Annotated in this window: 22 protein-coding genes and 7 pseudogenes; 16 read left to right on the top strand and 13 right to left on the bottom strand. The window is 58.7% G+C overall.

Going from position 1 to position 20,227, the window contains the following annotated elements; all coding sequences use genetic code 11:
- Positions 1 to 87: 87 nt before the first annotated feature.
- Positions 88 to 1,086 (top strand): LacI family DNA-binding transcriptional regulator, encoded by a 999-nt coding sequence (locus tag OVA00_RS32780; protein ID WP_268090471.1) that lies wholly within the window; start codon positions 88 to 90, stop codon positions 1,084 to 1,086.
- 233 nt (positions 1,087 to 1,319) lie between these two features.
- On the opposite strand, the pseudogene OVA00_RS32775 reads toward OVA00_RS32780, so the two are convergent.
- Positions 1,320 to 2,273: pseudogene (locus tag OVA00_RS32775) on the bottom strand (IS630-like element IS870 family transposase); the annotation flags it as partial.
- 47 nt (positions 2,274 to 2,320) lie between these two features.
- On the opposite strand from OVA00_RS32775, the gene OVA00_RS32770 reads away from it, so the two are divergent.
- Positions 2,321 to 2,443: a hypothetical protein gene (locus tag OVA00_RS32770; RefSeq protein WP_268090470.1), complete on the top strand. Its 123-nt coding sequence runs from the start codon at positions 2,321 to 2,323 to the stop codon at positions 2,441 to 2,443.
- 595 nt (positions 2,444 to 3,038) lie between these two features.
- Here OVA00_RS32770 and OVA00_RS32765 read toward each other — a convergent pair.
- The gene (locus OVA00_RS32765; RefSeq protein WP_112773006.1) at positions 3,039 to 3,185 is read right to left on the bottom strand and encodes a DUF1127 domain-containing protein; all 147 of its coding nucleotides are present in this window, start codon (positions 3,183 to 3,185) and stop codon (positions 3,039 to 3,041) included.
- A gap of 171 nt (positions 3,186 to 3,356) precedes the next feature.
- Positions 3,357 to 3,727, bottom strand: a pseudogene (locus tag OVA00_RS40105) (class II aldolase/adducin family protein); the annotation flags it as partial.
- A gap of 46 nt (positions 3,728 to 3,773) precedes the next feature.
- Here OVA00_RS40105 and OVA00_RS40100 point away from each other — a divergent pair.
- The 3 genes and pseudogenes from OVA00_RS40100 to OVA00_RS32755 all read left to right on the top strand — a co-directional run.
- Positions 3,774 to 3,869: pseudogene (locus OVA00_RS40100) on the top strand (aldolase); the annotation flags it as partial.
- 58 nt (positions 3,870 to 3,927) lie between these two features.
- Positions 3,928 to 4,143 carry a DUF982 domain-containing protein gene (locus OVA00_RS32760; RefSeq protein ID WP_181529634.1) on the top strand — a complete coding sequence of 72 codons (216 nt, stop codon included), beginning with the start codon at positions 3,928 to 3,930 and terminating at the stop codon, positions 4,141 to 4,143.
- 655 nt (positions 4,144 to 4,798) lie between these two features.
- Positions 4,799 to 5,307, top strand: a pseudogene (locus tag OVA00_RS32755) (ISNCY family transposase); the annotation flags it as partial.
- A 210-nt stretch (positions 5,308 to 5,517) separates the two neighbouring features.
- Here OVA00_RS32755 and OVA00_RS32750 read toward each other — a convergent pair.
- Positions 5,518 to 5,835 (bottom strand): annotated as a pseudogene (locus OVA00_RS32750) (transposase); the annotation flags it as partial.
- Positions 5,836 to 6,137: 302 nt separating this feature from the next.
- Between OVA00_RS32750 and OVA00_RS32745 the strand changes: the two are divergent.
- Complete coding sequence (locus tag OVA00_RS32745; protein WP_065376416.1) at positions 6,138 to 6,500, top strand: SPW repeat protein; 363 nt, start codon at positions 6,138 to 6,140, stop codon at positions 6,498 to 6,500.
- A 171-nt stretch (positions 6,501 to 6,671) separates the two neighbouring features.
- Here the strand turns inward: OVA00_RS32745 and OVA00_RS32740 are convergent.
- Positions 6,672 to 6,904 (bottom strand): annotated as a pseudogene (locus tag OVA00_RS32740) (transposase); the annotation flags it as partial.
- Between the two features lie 423 nt (positions 6,905 to 7,327).
- Between OVA00_RS32740 and OVA00_RS32730 the strand changes: the two are divergent.
- The 6 genes and pseudogenes from OVA00_RS32730 to OVA00_RS32705 all read left to right on the top strand — a co-directional run bounded on the left by OVA00_RS32730 (position 7,328) and on the right by OVA00_RS32705 (position 10,312).
- A complete protein-coding gene (locus OVA00_RS32730; RefSeq protein WP_112773005.1) occupies positions 7,328 to 7,804 on the top strand; it encodes an Hsp20 family protein in 477 nt (158 codons plus the stop codon).
- Between the two features lie 70 nt (positions 7,805 to 7,874).
- Positions 7,875 to 8,174: a DUF982 domain-containing protein gene (locus OVA00_RS32725; RefSeq protein ID WP_112773004.1), complete on the top strand. Its 300-nt coding sequence runs from the start codon at positions 7,875 to 7,877 to the stop codon at positions 8,172 to 8,174.
- Between the two features lie 11 nt (positions 8,175 to 8,185).
- Entirely contained in the window at positions 8,186 to 8,464 is a 279-nt protein-coding gene (locus OVA00_RS32720; RefSeq protein ID WP_112773003.1) for a hypothetical protein, read from the top strand.
- Positions 8,465 to 8,913: 449 nt separating this feature from the next.
- Positions 8,914 to 9,477 (top strand): ubiquinol-cytochrome c reductase iron-sulfur subunit, encoded by a 564-nt coding sequence (gene petA, locus OVA00_RS32715; protein WP_268091132.1) that lies wholly within the window; start codon positions 8,914 to 8,916, stop codon positions 9,475 to 9,477.
- A gap of 63 nt (positions 9,478 to 9,540) precedes the next feature.
- Positions 9,541 to 9,765 (top strand): annotated as a pseudogene (locus tag OVA00_RS32710) (transcriptional regulator); the annotation flags it as partial.
- Between the two features lie 343 nt (positions 9,766 to 10,108).
- On the top strand, positions 10,109 to 10,312 hold the full coding sequence (locus OVA00_RS32705) for a cold-shock protein (protein WP_065377544.1): 204 nt from the start codon (positions 10,109 to 10,111) through the stop codon (positions 10,310 to 10,312).
- Positions 10,313 to 10,409: 97 nt separating this feature from the next.
- Here OVA00_RS32705 and OVA00_RS32700 read toward each other — a convergent pair whose 3' ends face one another.
- From OVA00_RS32700 to OVA00_RS32680, 5 genes are all read right to left on the bottom strand, one after another.
- Positions 10,410 to 10,946: a hypothetical protein gene (locus OVA00_RS32700; RefSeq protein ID WP_146749599.1), complete on the bottom strand. Its 537-nt coding sequence runs from the start codon at positions 10,944 to 10,946 to the stop codon at positions 10,410 to 10,412.
- Between the two features lie 32 nt (positions 10,947 to 10,978).
- Positions 10,979 to 11,497: a hypothetical protein gene (locus OVA00_RS32695; protein ID WP_268090469.1), complete on the bottom strand. Its 519-nt coding sequence runs from the start codon at positions 11,495 to 11,497 to the stop codon at positions 10,979 to 10,981.
- A gap of 111 nt (positions 11,498 to 11,608) precedes the next feature.
- Positions 11,609 to 12,505 carry an IS21-like element helper ATPase IstB gene (gene istB, locus OVA00_RS32690; RefSeq protein WP_064816995.1) on the bottom strand — a complete coding sequence of 299 codons (897 nt, stop codon included), beginning with the start codon at positions 12,503 to 12,505 and terminating at the stop codon, positions 11,609 to 11,611.
- Positions 12,502 to 14,016, bottom strand: coding sequence for an IS21 family transposase (istA, locus tag OVA00_RS32685; RefSeq protein WP_442780449.1), 1,515 nt, complete (start codon positions 14,014 to 14,016; stop codon positions 12,502 to 12,504). The genes istB and istA overlap by 4 nt, the downstream gene beginning before the upstream one ends.
- A 249-nt stretch (positions 14,017 to 14,265) precedes the next feature.
- Positions 14,266 to 14,697, bottom strand: coding sequence for a SyrB-like regulator (locus tag OVA00_RS32680; protein WP_112773000.1), 432 nt, complete (start codon positions 14,695 to 14,697; stop codon positions 14,266 to 14,268).
- Positions 14,698 to 15,359: 662 nt separating this feature from the next.
- Here OVA00_RS32680 and OVA00_RS32675 point away from each other — a divergent pair.
- The 3 genes from OVA00_RS32675 to OVA00_RS32665 are packed head-to-tail and all read left to right on the top strand — an operon-like array spanning position 15,360 to position 17,020.
- Positions 15,360 to 15,704, top strand: coding sequence for an ArsR/SmtB family transcription factor (locus tag OVA00_RS32675; protein WP_112772998.1), 345 nt, complete (start codon positions 15,360 to 15,362; stop codon positions 15,702 to 15,704).
- Entirely contained in the window at positions 15,694 to 16,170 is a 477-nt protein-coding gene (locus OVA00_RS32670; protein WP_268090468.1) for an SRPBCC family protein, read from the top strand. The genes OVA00_RS32675 and OVA00_RS32670 overlap by 11 nt, the downstream gene beginning before the upstream one ends.
- A gap of 19 nt (positions 16,171 to 16,189) precedes the next feature.
- Positions 16,190 to 17,020: an alpha/beta fold hydrolase gene (locus OVA00_RS32665; RefSeq protein ID WP_268090467.1), complete on the top strand. Its 831-nt coding sequence runs from the start codon at positions 16,190 to 16,192 to the stop codon at positions 17,018 to 17,020.
- A gap of 531 nt (positions 17,021 to 17,551) precedes the next feature.
- Here the strand turns inward: OVA00_RS32665 and OVA00_RS32660 are convergent.
- The 3 genes from OVA00_RS32660 to OVA00_RS32650 form a co-directional block, all read right to left on the bottom strand.
- Entirely contained in the window at positions 17,552 to 18,544 is a 993-nt protein-coding gene (locus tag OVA00_RS32660) for a TerC family protein (RefSeq protein WP_268090466.1), read from the bottom strand.
- Positions 18,545 to 18,636: 92 nt separating this feature from the next.
- A complete protein-coding gene (locus tag OVA00_RS32655) occupies positions 18,637 to 18,924 on the bottom strand; it encodes a hypothetical protein (protein ID WP_112772993.1) in 288 nt (95 codons plus the stop codon).
- A gap of 17 nt (positions 18,925 to 18,941) precedes the next feature.
- Positions 18,942 to 19,163 (bottom strand): YdcH family protein, encoded by a 222-nt coding sequence (locus OVA00_RS32650; RefSeq protein WP_112772992.1) that lies wholly within the window; start codon positions 19,161 to 19,163, stop codon positions 18,942 to 18,944.
- Positions 19,164 to 19,261: 98 nt separating this feature from the next.
- Here OVA00_RS32650 and OVA00_RS32645 point away from each other — a divergent pair, with 98 nt between their 5' ends.
- Positions 19,262 to 20,173, top strand: coding sequence for a LysR substrate-binding domain-containing protein (locus OVA00_RS32645; RefSeq protein ID WP_268090465.1), 912 nt, complete (start codon positions 19,262 to 19,264; stop codon positions 20,171 to 20,173).
- The last annotated feature ends 54 nt before the right edge of the window (positions 20,174 to 20,227 follow it).

Genomic DNA, 20,227 nt, shown 5'->3' with positions numbered 1-20,227 from the left:
TAAAAAGCATGCTAAGATTAAGATAATAGCGCTATGGAGATAGTCATGGACGACAGGATGCGAAAGCCACCACGCAATCGCCGAAAGATGCAGTCCGTCACCATGTCCGACGTGGCCGAACTCGCCAACGTCTCCCCCTCCACGGTGTCGCTCTTCTTGCGCAAGCCCGAGGCGGTTTCGGGTACGGCGAGCCAAGCGATCAGTCGGGCGATCGAGAAACTCAATTACGTGCCTAACCTGATGGCGGGGGGGCTTGCTGCGGCGTCTTCCCGCGCTGTTAGCATCCTTGTCCCTTCAGTGCGCAACGCGTTCTTTGCCGAGACGGTCGCGTCCATGCAGACAGCACTCAAGAAGCAGCGCCTGCAACTCATCCTCGGCCACACCGAATATGACGAGCAAGAAGAGGAGGAACTGGTGCGCATGGCTTTGTCATGGGCACCGGCAGCCATTGTCCTAACCGGACTGTCGCATAGTCCCGCAACGCGTCGCCTGCTCGCCAACGTCACCATTCCCGTTATCGAAATCTGGGAGCTCGGCGGTCCGCAGATCGACGCAGCCATCGGGTTTCATCACGATCAGGTCGGCGTTGCGGTGGCAGAACACCTTATCCAACAGGGTCGCCGCAATCTTGTCTTCCTCGGCGCCCGCATGCATCAGGACCGACGCGCCAAACAACGCTGTGACGGCTTCCTGCAAGCTGCGCACGCCGCCGGCGCCGTCGCCAAGGTCGTCGAACATCCAGATACGGCCTCCGCTGAAATCGGCTCAATGCTTTTGGCGGAAGCCTTGCGGCTCCATCCCGACACCGACGGTATCGCTTGCTCGAACGATCACATCGCGCTCGGCGCACTGTTCGCGTGCGAACGGCTGAAAATCGCTGTGCCGGACCGGCTGGCCGTGGTCGGCTTCGGCGATCTCAGCTTCAGCGCCGCATGCAATCCGCCCCTCACCACGATTCGCCCCTCCGGCGATCTAATCGGCCGTGAAGCCGCGCGGTTGATCGAAGACCACCTCAACGGCGAGAAGCCTACCGGCTCGCGCATGATCGATACCCGGTTCACGTTGCAACATCGCCGCAGTAGCTAGATTTGAAAGCCACCCCGCTCCGCCCCCGCAGGCAGCCACGGATCACCGGCCCCGCACGTCCGTCAGCTCAAAGTCAGCTATCGACCGTGACGACGCGCCGCTCCTCGGCGGATAGGTCCCGATTGACCCTCCCGCCCCCTACCTCGACATGGGCGTTGGCCAGAATCGCCTCTCATTGGAATTTTGTATGCCAGTAGAAGGTTGCAGGGGCGTGCTTCGTGCAGCACAGGTATCTAGTGGTTTGATTCCAACCCTTGGTGCCCACGTCTGACGGCTGCGATTATGTCGTCAGGGTCTGCTTTCCAGATGAACGGCTTCGGCTGTTCGTTGTGCTCTTTGATAAAGCGGTTGATGGCTGCCTGAAGATCAACGACGGAATGAAAGACACCATTCTTCAGTCTTCGTCGAGTGAGCTTTGCGAAGAAACCCTCGACGGCATTCAACCAGGAACAGGATGTCGGAACGAAGTGGAAGGTCCAGCGCGGGTGCCGCGCCAACCAGGCTCGGACTTTGGGCTGTTTGTGTGTGGCGTAGTTGTCCAGGATGACGTGAACCGCCTTATCCTTGGGCAACTGAGCCTCAATCGTGTTGAGGAAGCGGATGAACTCCTGATGCCGGTGACGCTGCATGTTGCGGCCGATGACGGAGCCGTCGAGAACATTCAGAGCCGCCAAAAGTGTCGTGGTGCCGTGGCGCTTGTAATCATGGGTCATCGTGCCGGCACGACCCTTCTTCATGGGAAGACCCGGCTGCGTCCTATCCAGCGCCTGGATCTGACTTTTCTCATCGACGGAAAGGACAATCGCATGGGCCGGCGGCGAGACGTAGAGACCGACCACATCGTGAAGCTTCTCGGCGAAAGCCTTGTCGTTCGATAGTTTGAAGCTGCGCCACCGATGGGGTGCAAGACCATGCTCATGCCAGATCTTGACGACTGAGGATGCCGCAATCCCCACAGCCTTTGCCATGGCACGAACCGTCCAGTGTGTGGCTTCCTGGGTGGGCGGCTCCTGCGTCAGAGCAACAACACGCTCGACAAGGTCAACCTCAAGCGGCGCAGTGCCGGGCGGCCGGCTCTTGTCGCGCAAAAGGCCGTCTACGCCTTCGGTCATGAAGCGCTCCTGCCAACGCCAGACGCAGGTCTTTGACTTAGACGTGGCCTCCATGATCGCGACGGTTCCGAGACCCGCTCGACAATCGCGACATTCCGACGAGTTTCATCCATCGCTCCGGTATGGCCACGAGAAAGGACTTCGCCTTTATCGAGATGCCAGGCGAAAAATCGCAGCATGGCCTGATGGTCGATAGATTCGCCGATCTGATCCGCAATGACGAAGATGCCGCGCGCGAGACCTAGCTGTCAGCGACCAAGGCTTCCTCGACGCGATCTGGCGGCAAATCCGGTCGCAGGGTTGAGCCCACTCCCGAGCTGAACCTGAAACACAACAAGAGATTAAATCCATGAACAGCCCGTTCGAACGCTACGAGCTGGCGGGGCGCAACCTGCACAACCGCTTCGTCATGGCCCCATGACCCGCGCCCGCGCCAAAGACGGCATCGCCGACGCTGAAACCGCCCTTTACTCCGTCAGCGTGCAAGTGCTGACCTCATCGTGACAAAAGGAACGCCGATCTCGCGGGAACTCAGAACGTTCCCGGCCAAAACAAAAAAGCCTGCCGCGGGAGGAGATGCGGCAGGCTTTCCAACACAACGGAACGTCGCCGTTCCCGCAGGCGTCCTTGGGAGGAGTAGGCCGCCTGCATCACGAAGCCATGCGGGAGGAGATGCATTGCTTCGACATTTGAAATGATACACCAATCCTCGACAGTTCCCACGCCCTATAATGCACTGCAGCTATACCGAAAATGCATTCCTGAAATCTCACTGCGCGCAAGCAATAACGCCCGCGTCGTCGGCGGGCGTTAAGCAAGTCTAAGACCAGGTGCTGTGCGTTAACGGGCGACCGCGGCGCTGGCCACGTTACGAATCTCCGCGCGGTCAATGCCGACGTCCTGAAGTTCACGGTTCGACATCCGATCAAGCTCGTACACAGTCTGACGATACTTGCGCCAGTTATTGAAGGAGCGGGCTACGTTCATGACATTCCCCTTTCCTGAGGGTTTGCGACGTCAGCAACCTCTTGGCCCCTGCGTCATTTCGATATTCCGAATATAGTGATTTAAATCGTTTCAAAGCAGTGACGACTTCTCATCGCACCCATGCACAAATCGCATGGGTGAGCATAGATAACGATGAAAAAATAAGCAAAATGACTTGTAATCGGGCGACTTGGCGCCAAACCGGTGCTTGAGGCTTTTCAGATGCAACCGTGCGCGTTCCGAATCGCCCTCCCGCATCTGTTTGGCGGTCGCGAGATGTCGGGATCGACTGGCAGAAGCGGCCGCCGTGCGCATCGCCTTCAATTGCACCTTCGCCGCTCGCTCGAGATGATAAAGTTCGTCCCGGGCTTCCGCGATGATCTATGCGTAGACCATGACGCCATGGTTTCTCATGTAGAGAATATCCGTGTTACCCAGGACACTCGCCAGACGGTCCCCCTCACGTTCATCGAGGCCAGGCCGTTATAGTCCTCGTCGACCACCGTGCGACCATAAAACTTCAGCGCGGTCTGCCCGGCCCAGTCGATTTCTCCTGCCTACCGGAGCCGACGAAGCTTGAAGCTCCAGGCATCCACCCTGCCGATCTGTGATTTCGACGGCAACGTGCTGTCGGGCGACGGCGAGCCGGAGTCGACGGCCTTCTACATCCATGCGCGTCTAAATTAAGATGGCGTGTTCATATGAAGGACGGGGAGCCTAGGTCTTCACTTCTGTCAACGACGTGCTCGATTTCATCGAAGGGGATTGGGCCATCTATCGCGACAGAAAATACAATCGGGCGGTTCAAACGTGCCGCCGCGCTCTAAACCGAATGACGCCAGTCGCCATCGCGCGCGAAGCGTTTATTGACACCTGCCGAGACGCGGGCATGTCGACAGGCGCGGATGGACCACCCGGGGCGAAGACAGGCGCCGGCGGTCAACGCTCGCTTGCCTAGAATGGCTGGGCTGGGGCACTTCTAGTGCCCCAACCTTTCGAGCATTCGCTTCGGCGCATCGGAGCAATTTGCTATCACCCTTAAAGCGTTTTGATAGAGTCGCCAGACGCGATGTCCGGGCATTTCGGTTGATCATGCTAGGCCCATGTTCGCATTTATGGCCCCTGGGCCACCGTGCGGGCGGAGGGTGCGGGGCGTACATCTCGTCACCCATAGTTGGCTGCCCCATCAAAGAGACCATCGGGCTCTTGAAGATCAGCGCAAAACTACGTCGTTTCGACGCCGCCCTCGACGGGCGCTGCCTACCTGTCTGCCGTGCGACCACCTGGGTCCGCTCGTTATCACCTCCACTATCCGAGCCGCCGCTTGGCATCGCCTGCCTTCGCGCTACTGGTTGATGCCCTGCGCTACCGATGGTTTCTATGGGAGGAAAGCGGATTCGGGGGCAGGCTCACTGCCGCCCGCGCCACCCTACCTTGAAAACCACGCAACAAACGCTGCTTACCGCGCTAGCTAGTGCCCGTCCATAAACGGCAAGCCGCTGATATTGTTGGGTTATCTCGATTTTTCCGCGGGCAAAGCCCGGCGGCTTCAGGTAAACTTTAGGTTCAAGCGACTGATTCTAAAGGGAAACCCGCAACCGCCGGAGCCGACAATGCGCCAAGAACGCACCGTCCAGGCCAGCTTATTCGATCTCTTCGCCGAACACGAGATTGGCCGTGAACTGAAAGCGATGTCGGACTGGCTGGTCGAGCAGCGCGATCTGCTCGACCTAGTGGCGCGAGACCTGTGTCGCGACGGCATCAGGGCCACCGGACGGCAAGGGCTGCCGGCTTCCTGATAGCTTAGCTGCCGGTATTGCTTGAGCAGCGCACAGCGTAGCACCGCTTCAGGGCGCTGCTGTCGAACGCTCGGCAGGCGAAGCGCGAAGATGGCACCGTCGTGCGGCTGGACAGCACCGTGACCTCAGCGCTCATGCACGAACCGAGCGACAGTGGCCTGCTGTGGGATGCTGTGCGGGTAATGGTGCGCCTGCTGAAGCAGGCTGATGCGGTGGTCGGCAACGCCGGTCTGGCGTGGCGCGATCATCGCCGCGCGGCCAAGAAGCGCGCGCGCCGCATCCAGTTCACACGTGGTCGGCCCAATCGTGTCCAGCTCTACCGCGCAGGTAAACTGGTCGGTCAAACATCTTCGTGTGCATTTCTACCTCACTGAAATCGTTGGTTTTCAACAAGGAAAGCGCTTTTGGATGGCGCCCTTCGAAGATTTATTTTCGCGGCTTGGCGGTTCAAGAGGTAGAGCGCGCATTATGCATCCACGCTTCAGCGTGTCCAACACTGGAACGAATCCGGCCTTCCGGGTGACAAGAGCTCGATACGCCTCCTGGATAGCGGCCGTCAGAGCTTTCTCTGCCATGCGGCGCGGTTCGAGGAAGGTCGGAAAGTAGCTGCCCTTGCGCAGCTTCGGAATGCGAAGCTCGGCCGTGCCAGCTCGCGTCTCCCAATTGCGGTCACGGTAGCCGTTGCGCTGTGCAAGCCGTATCGGGTTCTTCTCCCCGAACCCTGCACCCGTAACTGAGCCGACCTCCAGCTCCATCAGCCGTTCAGCGGCAGAGCCGATCATCTCGCGCAACAAATCGGCATCAGCGCTCTTCTCAACGAGCGAGCGCACGTTCATCATGTCAGTGGTCATCAGTGATCTTTCCGTCAGGTTGCGTCTTGAACAACCCGACCCTAGCGGAAAACACTGATGGCCGCCCGCACAGCCCCTCATTCGCTACAGCGCGATTTGGGGGCGCGCTCGCGAGCGGCTGTGCTACCGCCGAACTACACCACTCGGTGGGACACGATCATCGCCCGCCCTAGTCGTGGTTCATGCAGCCCAACGAGATAATCGGGCTCTTGAAGATCGTATTTCGCAAAATTACATCGTTTCGCGCAGCGTGCACAGCACGCGAAAACACCGCCGATCAAGCTTCATTCGTGGAGGTTGTCATGGAAAATGGACTGATGGAAAGCAAGAAGGCACAGGATTGGCTCAATCTGGTTCTCGCAGTCGCCCTGTTCGTTTCACCTTGGGTGCTCGGCTTCGCCAGCGAAACCATACCGGCGTGGAACGCATGGATTGTAGGAATCTTACTCGCCGCTCTGGCGGTTGCCGCGCTGTCGGCGTTTGCTGAGTGGGAAGAGTGGTCGAGCCTGGTGCTCGGGGTCTGGCTGATCGTCTCGCCCTGGCTGCTTCAATTCGCGGCGAACGTGAACGCGATGTGGACCCACGTGGTCCTTGGAGCGCTCGTCGCCGCCGTGTCGGCCTGGGCGCTTTGGGACAATCGGCAGAACCCGCATGCTCATGCATGATGGAGAACTGGAGTATGGCCCGCCCCCTCAGCGGCGGGCTTAAACTGTTGACTAGCCCGTCGAAATTTTCGGCGGGTTTTTGTTTTGGGGTTTGCGCTGTCGAGTGGATTGCGGCGGCTTGTACGTGTTGTCACGGCGGCGGGCCTTGGGTTAGCGGCCCTGGTCAGGACCATAGCGATGATCGTGACGCTGCTTGGCGTCGGCAAACGAGCGCTCGACAGTCTCCTTGCGGCGTTGTAGATCGCCTTGCCCCAGGACGTCAGGCGGTTGGCATCGGTGCGCTCGCGGGCATCGGCCCAGACATAACGGGTGACCGCGCGGGTCGCAGCGGCATTTGATGTGCAGGCGGCCAACAACGAGCAGTCGCCACGGATCGCCGGGTCGGAGCGATAGTGGCGATAGCCGGTGCTATGGGAATGGTGGCCGGCTTCGACTCCACCGGAATGCGCAATGAGGACCACCGAAGGTTCGACACTTCGACCGCAACACGGCCATCATACGAGATTGGCAAGCTTTCGAAGCATCGGATGTGGGCCGGAAATAAGATTTTGCCGATCTGAGCCTTCTGCCGCTAACACTGACTGCCTACTAGAAATCTGGCAAGTCAATCTCGACGGCCCGCTGCATTCCGTTCGCTATACGCATCAGTGCCTGATCCGGCGTTCAAGCTGCACTGAGATTTGCGAAAATTCTCCAAGGCGGCACTTGAAGCCGCATTTCACAAATACCAGATCATTTGCCGCCAGCCGCTGACAACAGGGCTGGCAATGCTGGAAGCGCCGTCTTTCGGCGCTCCATACCCATGTTGCTTTCAGGAGGATATGGCTATGGCAACATCTTACGACTACACGCCTCTCTTCCGATCCACGGTCGGCTTCGATCGGCTCTTCAATCTGCTGGAAAACGCCCAGCGCGACCGTTCGACCAGCGATTGGCCTCCCTATGACATTGTCAAGACGGGTGACGACAGCTACCGCATCTCGATTGCGGTTGCCGGCTTCGCCGAAGGCGACCTGGACCTGACGTTCCAGACCAACCTTCTCACCGTTATTGGCAAGAAGCAGGATCCTCCGTCCGAAGCCTATCTGCACCGAGGCATCGCCGGCCGCCCGTTCGAGCATCGTTTCGAGCTCGCCGACCATGTCACGGTGCGTGGAGCGGGATTGAGCAATGGTCTGCTGACCATCGATCTCGTCCGGGAAATTCCTGAGGCATTGAAACCGCGCAAGGTCAGCATTGAAAGCGGTTCCGCCCTTGGACGGCCGGACGCCGCGCCGCAGATCGAAGTCCAGAGCGCCGCCTAAACGACAACATCGGATATGGGCGCCGTTTCGATGGCGCCCATGGGCACACCGGGCTGGAAAGGAGCGAGTTATGAAACCGGATATGTTCGAGAACCCTGTGCGTATTCTCGTCGGCCTTGGATTTCCGACGGAAGTGAGAAGCGTGATGGACGCTTACCACTATCTGGTCGAGTGGCCGATATCGCTCAGGGATGGTCCGCATTCGGTTGCGCTTAAGGCATGCCACGCTGCCTTGTGCGGCGAGATCGAAGCTGAGACCGCACGCGGCCTCTTTGCTGCCTTCGCAGAAAAGCACGATCTGCTGGCGCCGGAAACCGACCTCGTCATGCCGACTAATGGGAGGTGGAGTCGGGATCCGCACGTAAGCTGAGGTGAACCGAGATGGACGATATGTTTAAGCAGATTGCCGCAACTGCCGTGAACATCGGACCAGAAGTTCTGGCATCTCACTGGTCGCCGTTTCGACGTCCAATGGATGTGGTGAATGCTCCTGCACTTTCTGTCGATGATAAACGGACCATCCTCGCCGCATGGGCTTCGGACTTTTACGCGATAGATTCGAGGCCGGCTCTCCGTCATATGCCAGGAACGCCGGAGCCGGTTTCAATCGATGAGGTTCGGTCTGCCTTGCAAGAGCTCGATTCGCGGTACGATATCTGACGGAGCTATCTGGCGCCTGCTTAAAAGCCTCGCCAGCTTTCCGACGGGCGGTTCTCATATGAGGCGGCCCGTCAAAGATATACGGACTGGGAATTCAGTTCACATTGAAAGAATGCCTTCTTCAGACGGCGCGGTGCCAGCTTTCGCTCTTCATTGTTGTTCCGGCGGCCACTTCTAGCCCTGGAGGAGCGGTAGGCTGCGGTGCGGTTGAGTCGCATCTTCTCCTGGCTGATGGTCTCGCCGTGGGAATATGTTTGCAGGCGGATTCCAGAGGCTGAGTGGCTGGTCGGAATGAATGACTGGGTGGGTCACGAGTTCCGACGTTCCAATATTCACGATGACGATGTAAAATTGTGAGCCATTCATCTGGGCACCTCGGAGGTTGCCGGGAGAACTGCTTGTCTCCCCTATCCCCCAGGGCGAGCAGGGCTTGGCAGGGCCGCATCATGATGGTTATGGATGAGACGCGAGAACCCACCCGACGCGATTTTCTCTATCTGGTGACAGCCATGGCAGGGGTAGTGGGTGTTGGGGCCGCCTCCTGGCCGTTCATCGATCAGATGCGTCCTGACGCGTCGACGCGCGCGATGGCCTCTATCGAGGTGGACGTATCCTCGCTCGTCGAGGGTATGTCACTGACCGTCAAATGGCGCGGTCGCCCGGTTTTCATTCGCAACCGCACCCAGAAGGAGGTCGAGGTGGCAAGGGCGACCGCGCTTGACGATCTCAAGGACCCCTTGGCTCGGAATGCCAACCTTGCCGATGATCAGCACGCGACCGCCGTTGCCCGCTCTGCCGGGGAGGGGAAGGAGGAGTGGATCGTGATGATCGGGGTTTGCACGCATCTCGGCTGCGTGCCTTTAGGGCAGGCGGGTGACTTCGGAGGCTGGTTCTGCCCGTGCCACGGATCGCACTATGATACTGCCGGTCGCGTCCGCAAGGGGCCCGCACCGGAGAACCTCGCGATCCCCCGCTTCGAGTTCATCTCCGAATCTGTTGTCCGGATCGGATAAGCCGCGCAAGTGCACCAATCGCGGCCACCACGTTTGCCGTGTCGCCGATCGGGTTATTCCACTCTCTGTGAATTGATGGGCTTCATGCCGATGGACATGATTTTCGAAACCGCTCCCCACCTGTGGGGCAAGACACCGGAAGAGGCAGAGGATCGCCGGACGCTAACCAGGCTCATTGAACGCTTACCGCATGATACCATGCGTGATCTGATCGGGCTCCTGAAGCGCATGACGCCGGCGGAACCGTCGGCGGACACTGTGGCTACGAGCAGGGGTGAAGGCCGCTAAGCATCCTGGTTGCTTCCTGCTCTTGGATATAGCCATCACGGCATCAGCTAAGACCGCGAGCGCGGGTACAATTGGGCCCGACCTCTAGAATCGGCTGGAATGGCGGCGATATTCCTTTCAAATTTACTCGACTTTTTGTTGTGGTATCCACGATCGGAACTACCGGCATGGTTGCGCCTTCGTTCTGACCCCCGGCTACTTTTGTTCCCTTTAATTTTAGGGGTTTCTCATTATCCATAACCGAGAGCGGATCGAAGTTCACCCGTTTGCGTGATTGCAGTGAGCCAAGTGGGTGAATAGGCTTCGCACGGCTGCAGAGCCACTACAGTGAATGAGGATGATGATGGCAATCGGTACTGTTAAGTTTTTCAATCAAGACAAGGGTTACGGCTTCATCTCACCTGAGAACGGTGGAACGGACGTGTTTGTCCATGTGTCCGCGGTTGAAGGTGGCAGTCCGCTTCGAGACGGCCAAAAGGTCAGCTACGACATTGGCCAGGACCGTAAGACAGGAAAATCGCGAGCCGAAAACGTCAGGTCAGCCTGAGTTGCCAACTGTACGACAGTGACAACGACGAAAGTCGCGAGCTGTGGTCCAATGAAGGACTCGCTGGCCTTCGAAGCGAAGGTCAGCAAGCCACAATTCAGTTCGTTTCGAACCGTTCAAGCATTTTTTGAAGCAGGATGTTTTCCTGCCGAAGGCGTTCAGCGAGCATTGCTTTCAGGCGGCGGTTTTCTTCCTGAAGCGCGGCAAGGTCGTCAATTGCTTCGGGAGCAACGATAACCGTCCGGATGCCACTAGGACGACCCCGACGCGAGCCTTGGCGCTTCGGCGTCATTTTTTGTGAGTTAGCCTTCGGGCGATCCACTTCCAAGGGCGGGATTAGAGAAGGACCGGAAGTATCCTCGCTACCAGCGCCGCCTTCTGTCGGGTTCGCCGGATCTGCGATTGGCGCAGCAGCCTCGATTGCGGCGTCCTCGTTTGGCAAAACTTCTGCAGTGGTCTCTGGAGAAGGCAGGTCAATGCGCTGAGCCGGTTCGAACAGATGCGGTGCTTCTGTCTCCGCCGCGCGCACGAGGGCTTTGAGGTCCGTATCGCCCCAAATTGAAGACTGGCTGGTAGTCGACCGCCGGCGAGCCGATTTGACTTCGACGATAAACTTGCGCTGCTGCGGTTTCATGCGGCTCCAACGTTAAAGGGTGCGATATCAGTTTACGGCGTATCATACCGACCGAGCATTTGTTTGAGCTGCGTATTCTGCAACCGCAACTTTTCTGCAAGCCGGCGTCTTAGTTGCCTGATGTCCTCGTCCAGTGCCTTCATCTCATCGACAAAGGTCGTCGGCGGCTGTGGGGCACCGGAACGGCGATCTCCATACTCGACGACTTCGGCCACTGCAACATCGCCGGCGCTCGTTTTCTGGCTGCGCCTCCGCCTTTTCGTCGGCGGTGGCTGTGGTGGCCCGTCGAGTTCCGAAAGCATCACCTGAGCGTCGGCAGGTGACCGGTCGACGATTGTAGCAAGCGTCCCGTCATTTTGGTCAACCGCAGCAACTTCGGTGTCGATGTTCGCAGCGTCCAGACTGCTTGGCTCCTCGTTCGAGGCTTCCACGATCGGGTCGGCAACTTTGTCTGCCGGGTCCTCGGCTTCGATTTCAGAAGTGTTCTCCGGCGCCTTGACCGTTCGTCCCAGGGACGCCAGCTGGACCAGATATTTCCATGGTGCTTTCATAGTGTGCCGCCAACCCGATCAAATGGCACCGGCATCCTCGGCAGCAGCCCTCAAAGGAACTTATAGCGCGGCGATCAGGATGAGACGGCGGCGACAATCTGGATGAGACTCTTATGTCGCGGTCGGGATGAAAGTATCATGCTGATTGTCGCTGGCAAGAGTCTCGTCGTGTTCTGATTGCCGCTCCGCGACAATCTGGGAAGCACTTTTAATTGTCGCGAAGGCGGCAGGTCTGCCGCGCTGGCGTTTGGCTTCCATGGCGGAACGTCGCCGATAGCTTTCGACGTTCATTTCGAAGATCGTTGCGTGATGAACAAGTCGGTCCACCGCCGCAAGCGTCATGGCCGGGTCCGGAAAGACGCGGTTCCATTCCCCGAAGGGCTGATTGGCGGTGATCATGATGGAACGCCGCTCATATCTTGCGGAGATGAGTTCGAAGAGCACGCTGGTTTCGGCCTGGTCCTTGGTGACGTAGGCCAGATCGTCGAGGATGAGCAGATCGAACTTATCGAGCTTGGCGATGGCGGATTCGAGCTGGAGCTCACGCCGTGCGACCTGCAGCTTCTGAACGAGGTCGGTCGTGCGCGTGAACAGCACTCGCCAACCGTTCTCGATCAGCGCGAGGCCGATGGCGGCGGCGAGATGGCTCTTTCCGCCGCCGGGCGGGCCGAACAACAGGATATTGGCACCCTTGGCGAGCCAGCTATCGCCGGCGGCAATGGCCATAACCTGGGCCTTGGAGACCATGGGCACGGCGTCGAAGGCGAAGCTCTCGAGCGTCTTTCCGGGCGGCAGATGCGCCTCGGCGAGGTGACGTTCGATCCTGCGATGCGCCCGTTCAGCCAGTTCATGCTCGGCGATGGCCGAAAGGAAACGCGCCGCAGGCCACCCTTCACGATCGGCCTGTTCGGCAAATTGCGGCCACAGCGTTTTGATCGTCGGCAGCCTCAGGTCATTGAGCATGATGCCGAGGCGGGCTTCGTCGATGGTGTTGTGGACATTTTTCATGCGGCCTCTCCCGCATAAGCAGGCCCCATCAGGGCTTCATAGCTATTGAGCGATGCGAGCTGCACATGAACGGTCGGCAACTGGTCCGGGTCCGGGCCGAAGATGGCTCTCAAGGCCATCAGGTCGGGCAGTTTGCGGGCGTCGAGCGTTCTGGCAAGCTCCTCGGCCAGTTCACGCTCGCAACCACGATCATGAGCCAGGGCCAGCAGTTCGACGGTGACCTTGCAAGCCTGCCGGTCAGGCAGTTGCTCGATGAGAGTGTCGAAAGCCCTTCGGTATTCCGGCCGAGGGAAGAGCTTGTCGCGATAGACCAGGTTGAGAAGCGCCATCGGCTTTTTGCGCAGGGAATGAATGACGTGGTGATAGTTGACGACCTGATCGTGCTTGCCGCTCGCATGGGCGCGACCTCGCGGCAACGTCAGCAGATGCGTGCCGCCGATGAAGACGTCGAGGCGATCGTCGAACAAACGCACACGCAGCCGGTGGCCGATCAAACGGGAGGGGACGGTGTAGAAGACCTTGCGCAAGGCGAAGCCGCCGGTGCGCGACACGGTGACGACCACCTCCTCGAAGTCGGTGGTGCGGCGAGCGGGAAGTGCCTGCAGATGCGGGCGCTCGGCATCGATGCGCTTGCCATGCGCGGCATTGCGGCGGCTGACGATCTCGTCGATGAAGGCGCGGTAGGAGCGGAGATCGTTGAAGTCTCGGGTGCCGCGCATCAGGAGTGCATCGCGGACGGCGTTCTTGAGATGGCCGTGGGAACTTTCGATCGAACCGTTCTCGTGGGCGATGCCCTTGTTGTTACGGGTTGGCGTCATCCGGTAATGAGCGCACAGGTCCTCATAGCGGTTGGTGAGATCGACCTGGGCATCGGCATCGAGGTTGCGGAAGGCGGCCGACAGGCTGTCGCTGCGGTGATAGAGCGGCGAACCGCCGACCGACCACAGGGCGTTCTGCAGGCCCTCCGCCAAGGCGACGAAGCTTTCGCCGCCAAGGATGACATGGGCGTGTTCGAAGCCCGACCAAACCAGCCGGAAGTGATAAAGCAGATGGTCGAGCGGCTGGCCGGCGATCGTCACGCTGAGGCTGCCCATGTCGGTAAAATCCGACAGCCCCAACCGGCCGGGTTCGTGCGTCTGGCGAAAGATCACCTCCTGTGCCTCACCGTGAACGGCCCGCCATGACCGAATGCGCCGCTCAAGTGTGCGGCGAATGCTTTCGGGCAGTTCCGGATGACGCCGCAGCATCTCGTCATAAACGGCGACCGCACGAATGCCGGGAGCGGCTTTGAGGAGCGGAACGACCTCCGCATCAAAGATATGCGCAAGCGGATCGGGGCGACGCCGACCGCGCGGCGGCTTGTTTTGCGACGGAAGCCGTTGCTCTTTCTCCACACGGAACGCCGTCGCCCGGCTGATCGACGCCTTCGCGGCGGCGACCTCAACAGAATGCGTTTGTCGATACTTCATGAATAATCTCATCTGATGATCGGTTACATGGCGACCCGGCACAAAGGTGGTTCTCCATTCCAGAAAACCGCCACCGTAGCGGGCCGACCGCGATCATGAGACGCCTAAAAATTGCGCCGCGGCGGGAGTGTAACTCCGGTCGGGCTACGCCCTCCCTTCGTCACACCCCCGCCGCCGAGTCTCATCCTGATTGACGCTGAATCTCACCTTGATTGCCGCCGCGCAGGAACTCCAGCCAGAACGCGATGACAAGGGCCAATCAGGCTATCCGATCGGCCCTCTATCAATTGATCAGGCAAGGCCCAACCGCTTACGCAGGTCGGCGTTCTCGGCCCGCAGTTTTTTGGCCAGCGCCTTGCGCAGCCGCGAATTCTCTTCTTCGAGCTGGAGAAGGTCTGCAATATCGTCGAGGACTGGAGCGTGAGCCGTCGTCACTGTTGACGGCTTTGCCCCACGGGTTTCGCCGGCGCTCTTGGCGACCTTCTTTGCCCTGGTCTTGCGAACGGCCGGCGTCTCCACCGAGAGCGTCCCGTCTACAGACTTATCTGCGCGCTTCCTGCCCGCCTTCGCCGGCTGGGCAGCAGCTGCCTCCGGTGATTCAGCAGTCGCGTCCGCAGCGACATTCTTGGGCCGCGGTCCCCGACGCTTCTTGGGCGGCGCGACTTCCGCCGGCGGCGCGGTCTCCACGATTTCGGTATTACCCGTATTACTCTCGTCTGCCATGGGTGTTTCCCCTCTCGAACCGATCATCCTTTTCCATTGGGCGGAAAGCAGAGTCAACAAGCGCACTTCGCAACACCATCTGTGCCTTGGCGATGCAGCTGTGCCGGCAGCGATTTGAGGACAGAAGGCTACCAGGCGCCGGCCGCGCTGTTCACGCTGCAACGCTGGCGACCGAGTTTTTTGTAAAGGCGTCCCGGAATCAAGGAAACCGACCTTCTCTCCCCTGAGCTATTTCCGGCACGTGAGTTCCTGTCGCTAGCGCCAGGCATGAGAAATCTCCGAGAGGCACTTCAGGAATGTCGCTAGAATATCCCGCTCTCCGGCCCGACGGCGCCGTGGTGGAGATCGAGCTGAAACAGGAAATCGCCGCCACGCTCGCGCGGCTTCCGGATGACCCGTCGCTTTACTTCAATCTTGGCTTCCGATGCTTTACGCCTGGGCACCGATCGTCCCGAAGCTCGCAGCAATCGGGCTCATATGGGGCTTTCCGATCGATCGTGTGGCCCAACGAAAGCTTATTGGCCGGACTTGACGGTATTGCGCTCGTCTACGGCTTGCTGCGTACAAAGTTCATACCCTCTAATTGTTTCCCGAATTGGAAACTATCTTGACGCCCTTTCCTGATCTGATAGTTTCTCAAGCAGGAAACTTTTGGTGAGCTGATGATCGCCCAGTCCGTAGAACGAATCTTTCACGCGCTGGCGGATCCCGGACGGCTTGGGATGGTCGAGCGACTGAGCGCCGGACCCGCTACGGTCAAGCAGCTTGCGGCGCCGTCCGGCATGCGGCTGCCGTCGGCGGTCAAGCATCTCCAGATACTGGAGGCAGGGGGTATTGTGGTGTCCAGGAAGCAGGGCCGGACACGGACCTACTACCTGGAACCAGCAGCGCTACGCGCCATTAGCGACTGGTCGCGCAGCCGAGAGGCCGCTTGGAACAAATCATTTGACAAGCTTGCAGCAGCGATGCTGGCAATTCCTGAAGTGGAGAGCGAGAATGACATCTGAATTCATCGAACACACTACATTTGTGATCGAGCGGGAGCTGCCCGGTTCGCCCCGTCATGCCTTCAGGTTCTGGAGTGACCGCGCATTGAAGGAACTTTGGAACGCATGTCACCCCGAGTGGACCGTTCTTGAAGAAGCCTTCGATTTCCGCACGGGTGGCGGGGAAATCAAGCGGTGGCGGACGCCCGATGGCGAGGAGCTAGCCTATCACGCCTACTTTCTCGATATCGTGCCCGAGCAACGCATCATCTACGCCTACGAGATGACCTTCGCAGGCCGAAGGATGTCCGCGTCGCTCGCCACCGTCGAGTTTTCGCCGCTCGGAACACAAACGCAGATGAAGTTTACCGAACAGGCTGCCTTCTTGGGAGACAAAGGGGCAAGGCGTCGTCGCGTCGGAGGAACTGAAGAAGGTTTCGACCGGCTTGCCTCAGCAATCGCGGAGGCCAGCGATGCAGCCGCCTAGTCTTAGAAGGGCCTTCCTTATGATCGCGATTTCGTTGCTTTCCGGTCTAGGGTTCGCTCCTGGTTTGGCAGCCCCTTTGACAGGAGCAGGACATGCGAAGATCGGCCCGCTCTCGATGTATTACGAGGTTCACGGCGCTGGAAAGCCGCTCCTTATCCTACACGGCGGTGGCTCGACGATCCAGACGACCTTTGGTGCGGTTCTTCCCACCTTTGCGGCGCAACGTCTTGTAATTGCGCCAGAGCAGCAGGCGCACGGCCATACAGCGGACGCCGATCGTCCGCTGTCCTTCGGCCAGATGGCCGACGACACTGCCGCGCTACTGCGCCAGCTTCATGTCGGCAAGGTTGACGTTCTCGGTTTCAGCAATGGTGCGGGCGTCGCCATCGAACTTTCTCTAAGGCATCCAGAGCTGGTCGACCGTCTTGTCCTCGGTTCGATCTACTTCAGAAGAGATGCGATCAGGCCCGAACTTCTCGCTGCCTTCCGTCAAGCCACTCCGGACAGCATGCCGGAAACCTATCGCACGGCCTATCTTGATGTCGCCCCCAATCCTGGTGATCTGGCCAACCTCACACCGAAGCTCATCGACAACCTCCTGACGTTCGAAGGATGGAGCGACGCCCAGCTCGGCTCCATCACGGCGCCGACGATGATCGTGCAGGCCCATTACGACGTCGCCCCACTAGAGCACGTGGTTGCAATGACACGCGCCATTCCGAATGCCCAGCTACTTGCCCTGCCAGGCGGCCACGGATCCTATCTTGGCGAGGCGATGGCTGCCATTCCAGGCAGCAGGCTGCCGACCTACGCTACGGGGATCATGCTGGATTTTCTAAATGCGAAGTGAGACATATCCAATGTGATGGTTTTGCTGAGCGATGACCTCGGACGTCTTTGAAGGCGGGATTTCAATCGGCCTCTTAACGGGACACCTTATCGGCTGGCGGCTTTCGCTGCTGCGCTCCGATGCTGGTGCCGAACACTGGGCGACCATTTCGCTCATCGAAACGGCCAAGCTCAATAAGAGTCGCACGACTGCGCTACCCTTACCGATGTGCTAATCAAGATTGCGAAATGACATCTTTACGGTGTCAAACGTTACGAAACTGGATGAAAATGATAGCTAGGTGCGCACGTAACGTTAGTGCCAGGAAGAGCGGTTGTACGATGTGACCTCGGCCTTTCGATCGAGGGCAGCCAGAACACAGAAGCAGTCGTGGCGCTCAGATTCTGATAACCCCAGAAATTGAAGAAGATCCCGTTTAACTGCCAAACGACACGGCGTCACTAAATTTTGCACACCAGTGACTCAACGCGCGTCCGGGACCAATCCAGAACTCCGAGCCCGCAGGCTGCCAACGTCTACTTTCCTCGACTTCTACGGGCCCGACACCGTCGTCGGCTTGTCCCGGGTCTTTGCGAGGCTCCAGACGATGCCAGCAACAATGATCGAGAATGTCACCCCGAGCGAGATTGCCGCGGGAAACTTCTCCAGGTTCAACACATCGGCGACGAAGATCTTTGAGCCAATGAAGATGAGTACGATGGCAAGTGCCGGCTTCAAGTAGTGGAACCGGTGGATCATTGCGGCCAAGGCAAAATAGAGTGCTCGCAGCCCGAGGATCGCAAAAACGTTCGACGTATAGACGATGAACGGATCGGTCGTGATCGTGAAGATTGCCGGCACAGAGTCGACCGCAAAAACGATGTCCGCAATCTCGACCATGATGAGCGCCAGAAAGAGGGGCGTCATGAACCAAGTCATCCGTCCGTTTCGCGCGTTCGGCTTCTTCACGAAAAACGCCTGTCCATGATGCTCGTCCGTGACGTTGAAACGCCGGCGCAAGAAGTTTACCACCGGGTTGTTCCCAAGCTCAGGCTCCTTTTCGCCTACCCAGAGCATCTTGATGCCCGTAAGGATGAGGAAGATGGCGAAGAGGTAAAGCACCCAGGAAAACTGGGAAACGAGCGTTGCGCCGAGGCCGATCATGATCGCGCGTAGGACGATAACGCCGAGAATGCCCCAGAACAGTACGCGATGCTGATACTTCCGAGGCACAGCAAAGAACGAGAATATAAGCGCGATGACAAACACATTGTCGAGCGCCAGCGTTTTCTCGACAACGAAACCGGTGAGGTAGTTCATGCCCGACTCGGCGCCCAGCTGCCACCAGACGAACGCGCCAAACGCCAAGCCAAGTGAGATGTAGAGGCTGGAAAGCGCCAGACTTTCACGCACCTCGATCTCATGATTGTCGCGATGAAGAACACCAAGATCGAAGACAAGCAGGGCAAGCACGATCGCCAGGAAGGCCAACCACATCCACATCGGCTTGCCCAGCCAGTCGACAAAAAGAAGAGCTACGTCCATCCCAAATACTCCCGCCGACCTTCTTTATGGTGTCCGAAACCGCGAAAAAAACAGCGCCCTTTGCCCGAGGGGTCCCGGACCGGGGTTAAGAATTACGGCGTTGTCAGCGGCAGCTTGCGCGAATGACTTGCTTTTCGTTCGCGAGCGTCCGAGAGGGCTTGTTTCGCTCCTTTGCGCCTCAAAAGCTCGTCTCTGACCTTCTGGCGGAACCGAGCGAGCTCCTGTGACAGCGCAGTGAGCCTCGAATAGTCCCGATCCTCGCGCGCAAGGGCGTTGTCGAGCTTGCGCTTGAGCAAGCGGTAACGCACCACCAGCTGCCGCACAAAGCTTGCCCCCGTATCCTTGGCCGCGCCTGCCACGATTTTTGATCTGATCTTCATCACGTCTTGAGCCCTTCTCAAAGCAGCCGGATTGATTGCCGTTTAACGACTGGGATGAGTACCGTTTCCCTTTGCCGGTTTTGACGCTCTATAAAATCGATCTGTTCGCGAAAGCGCAGCTTGAGTTTCTTCAGCGCATTGAGACGAAGAGCGTCGGGGGCAGGGCGGGACTGCTCCTCATCGATGCGGGCCTGGACGTTAGCTTTGCGACCGCGCAGTGACTTTAGAAACTGGTCCATGGTGTGGCTCCGTTGTTGTACGCCACAGATATTGGCAAGCCGTTTTGATAGTTCCAATTCATTGTTGAAATTGACGCCATAGTTATTATTAATAGCGGATGGCCTATCGACCTACTCTGCGACAGCTGGAATACATCGTTGCACTTGATGACTTGCGGCATTTCGGCAGGGCGGCAAAGCGTTGCCACGTCTCCCAACCCACATTGTCCGTGCAGATCGGCCTTGTTGAAAGGTCGCTTGGTGTCACCCTGTTCGAACGCACTTCCACAAGCGTCATCACGACGCCTATCGGGTCCCATGTCGCCCGAGGCGCCCGGCTCGCGCTCGCCACTGTCGATGATATGGTGGAAGGCACTCTGAGCGATACCAAAGCGTTGGGTGGTATCATTCGCTTGGCAACGGCGCCAACATTTGGCCCGTACTTTCTTCCTCGATTTTTGCCGGGCATCCATCGCACGTTCCCTACCCTCAAGATTTACATTCGCGAGGATCGGCCCTCGGCGATTGAGGCCGGGGTTCTCGATGGCGCGTTTGATAGCGGCCTGGGCCCTGCTCCTGAACGGCAAGGCCTGAAGTTTCGCGCGATCGGCAACGAGAGACTTTTTCTTGGCGTACCCGCCGATCATCATTTTGCGAGCCGCGATACGGTGAGGGTCGGCGAACTGAAAGGCGAAAAACTCCTCGCCCTTGGCAGTGGGCATCGATTATTGGAAAACGTACGCCACCTGGCTGCCGCTTCAGGCGCTGCGGTCAATGACGACTATGAGGGAACCAGCCTCGACTCAATCCGTCAGATGGTCTCGATCGGCATGGGCTGTTCGCTATTCCCCGAGCTCTACGCGCATGCCGAGTTTCGCAAGGATGACGACGTGAAGCTGCTCTCAATCACCGGCTGGGAGGAAAGGCGCGAGGTGGGCTTCTACTGGCGAGAAGGCAGCGGCCGTCAGAAGCATTATGAAATGCTCGTCGCGGAAGCTGAGCCGATCGCCCGCGCAATCGGGATCTTGTAAGACCAAGATGCAGAACTCGACGGACCGTTTGCCTTCGCGGTTGTGCAGTTCATT

Origin of the sequence: Ensifer sp. SL37 (genome assembly GCF_026672675.1) — a bacterium.
GTDB classification, from domain to species: domain Bacteria; phylum Pseudomonadota; class Alphaproteobacteria; order Rhizobiales; family Rhizobiaceae; genus Ensifer; species Ensifer adhaerens.
The sequence above is the reverse complement of the archived record's forward strand: the minus strand, read 5'-3'. Positions and strand labels throughout refer to the sequence as shown.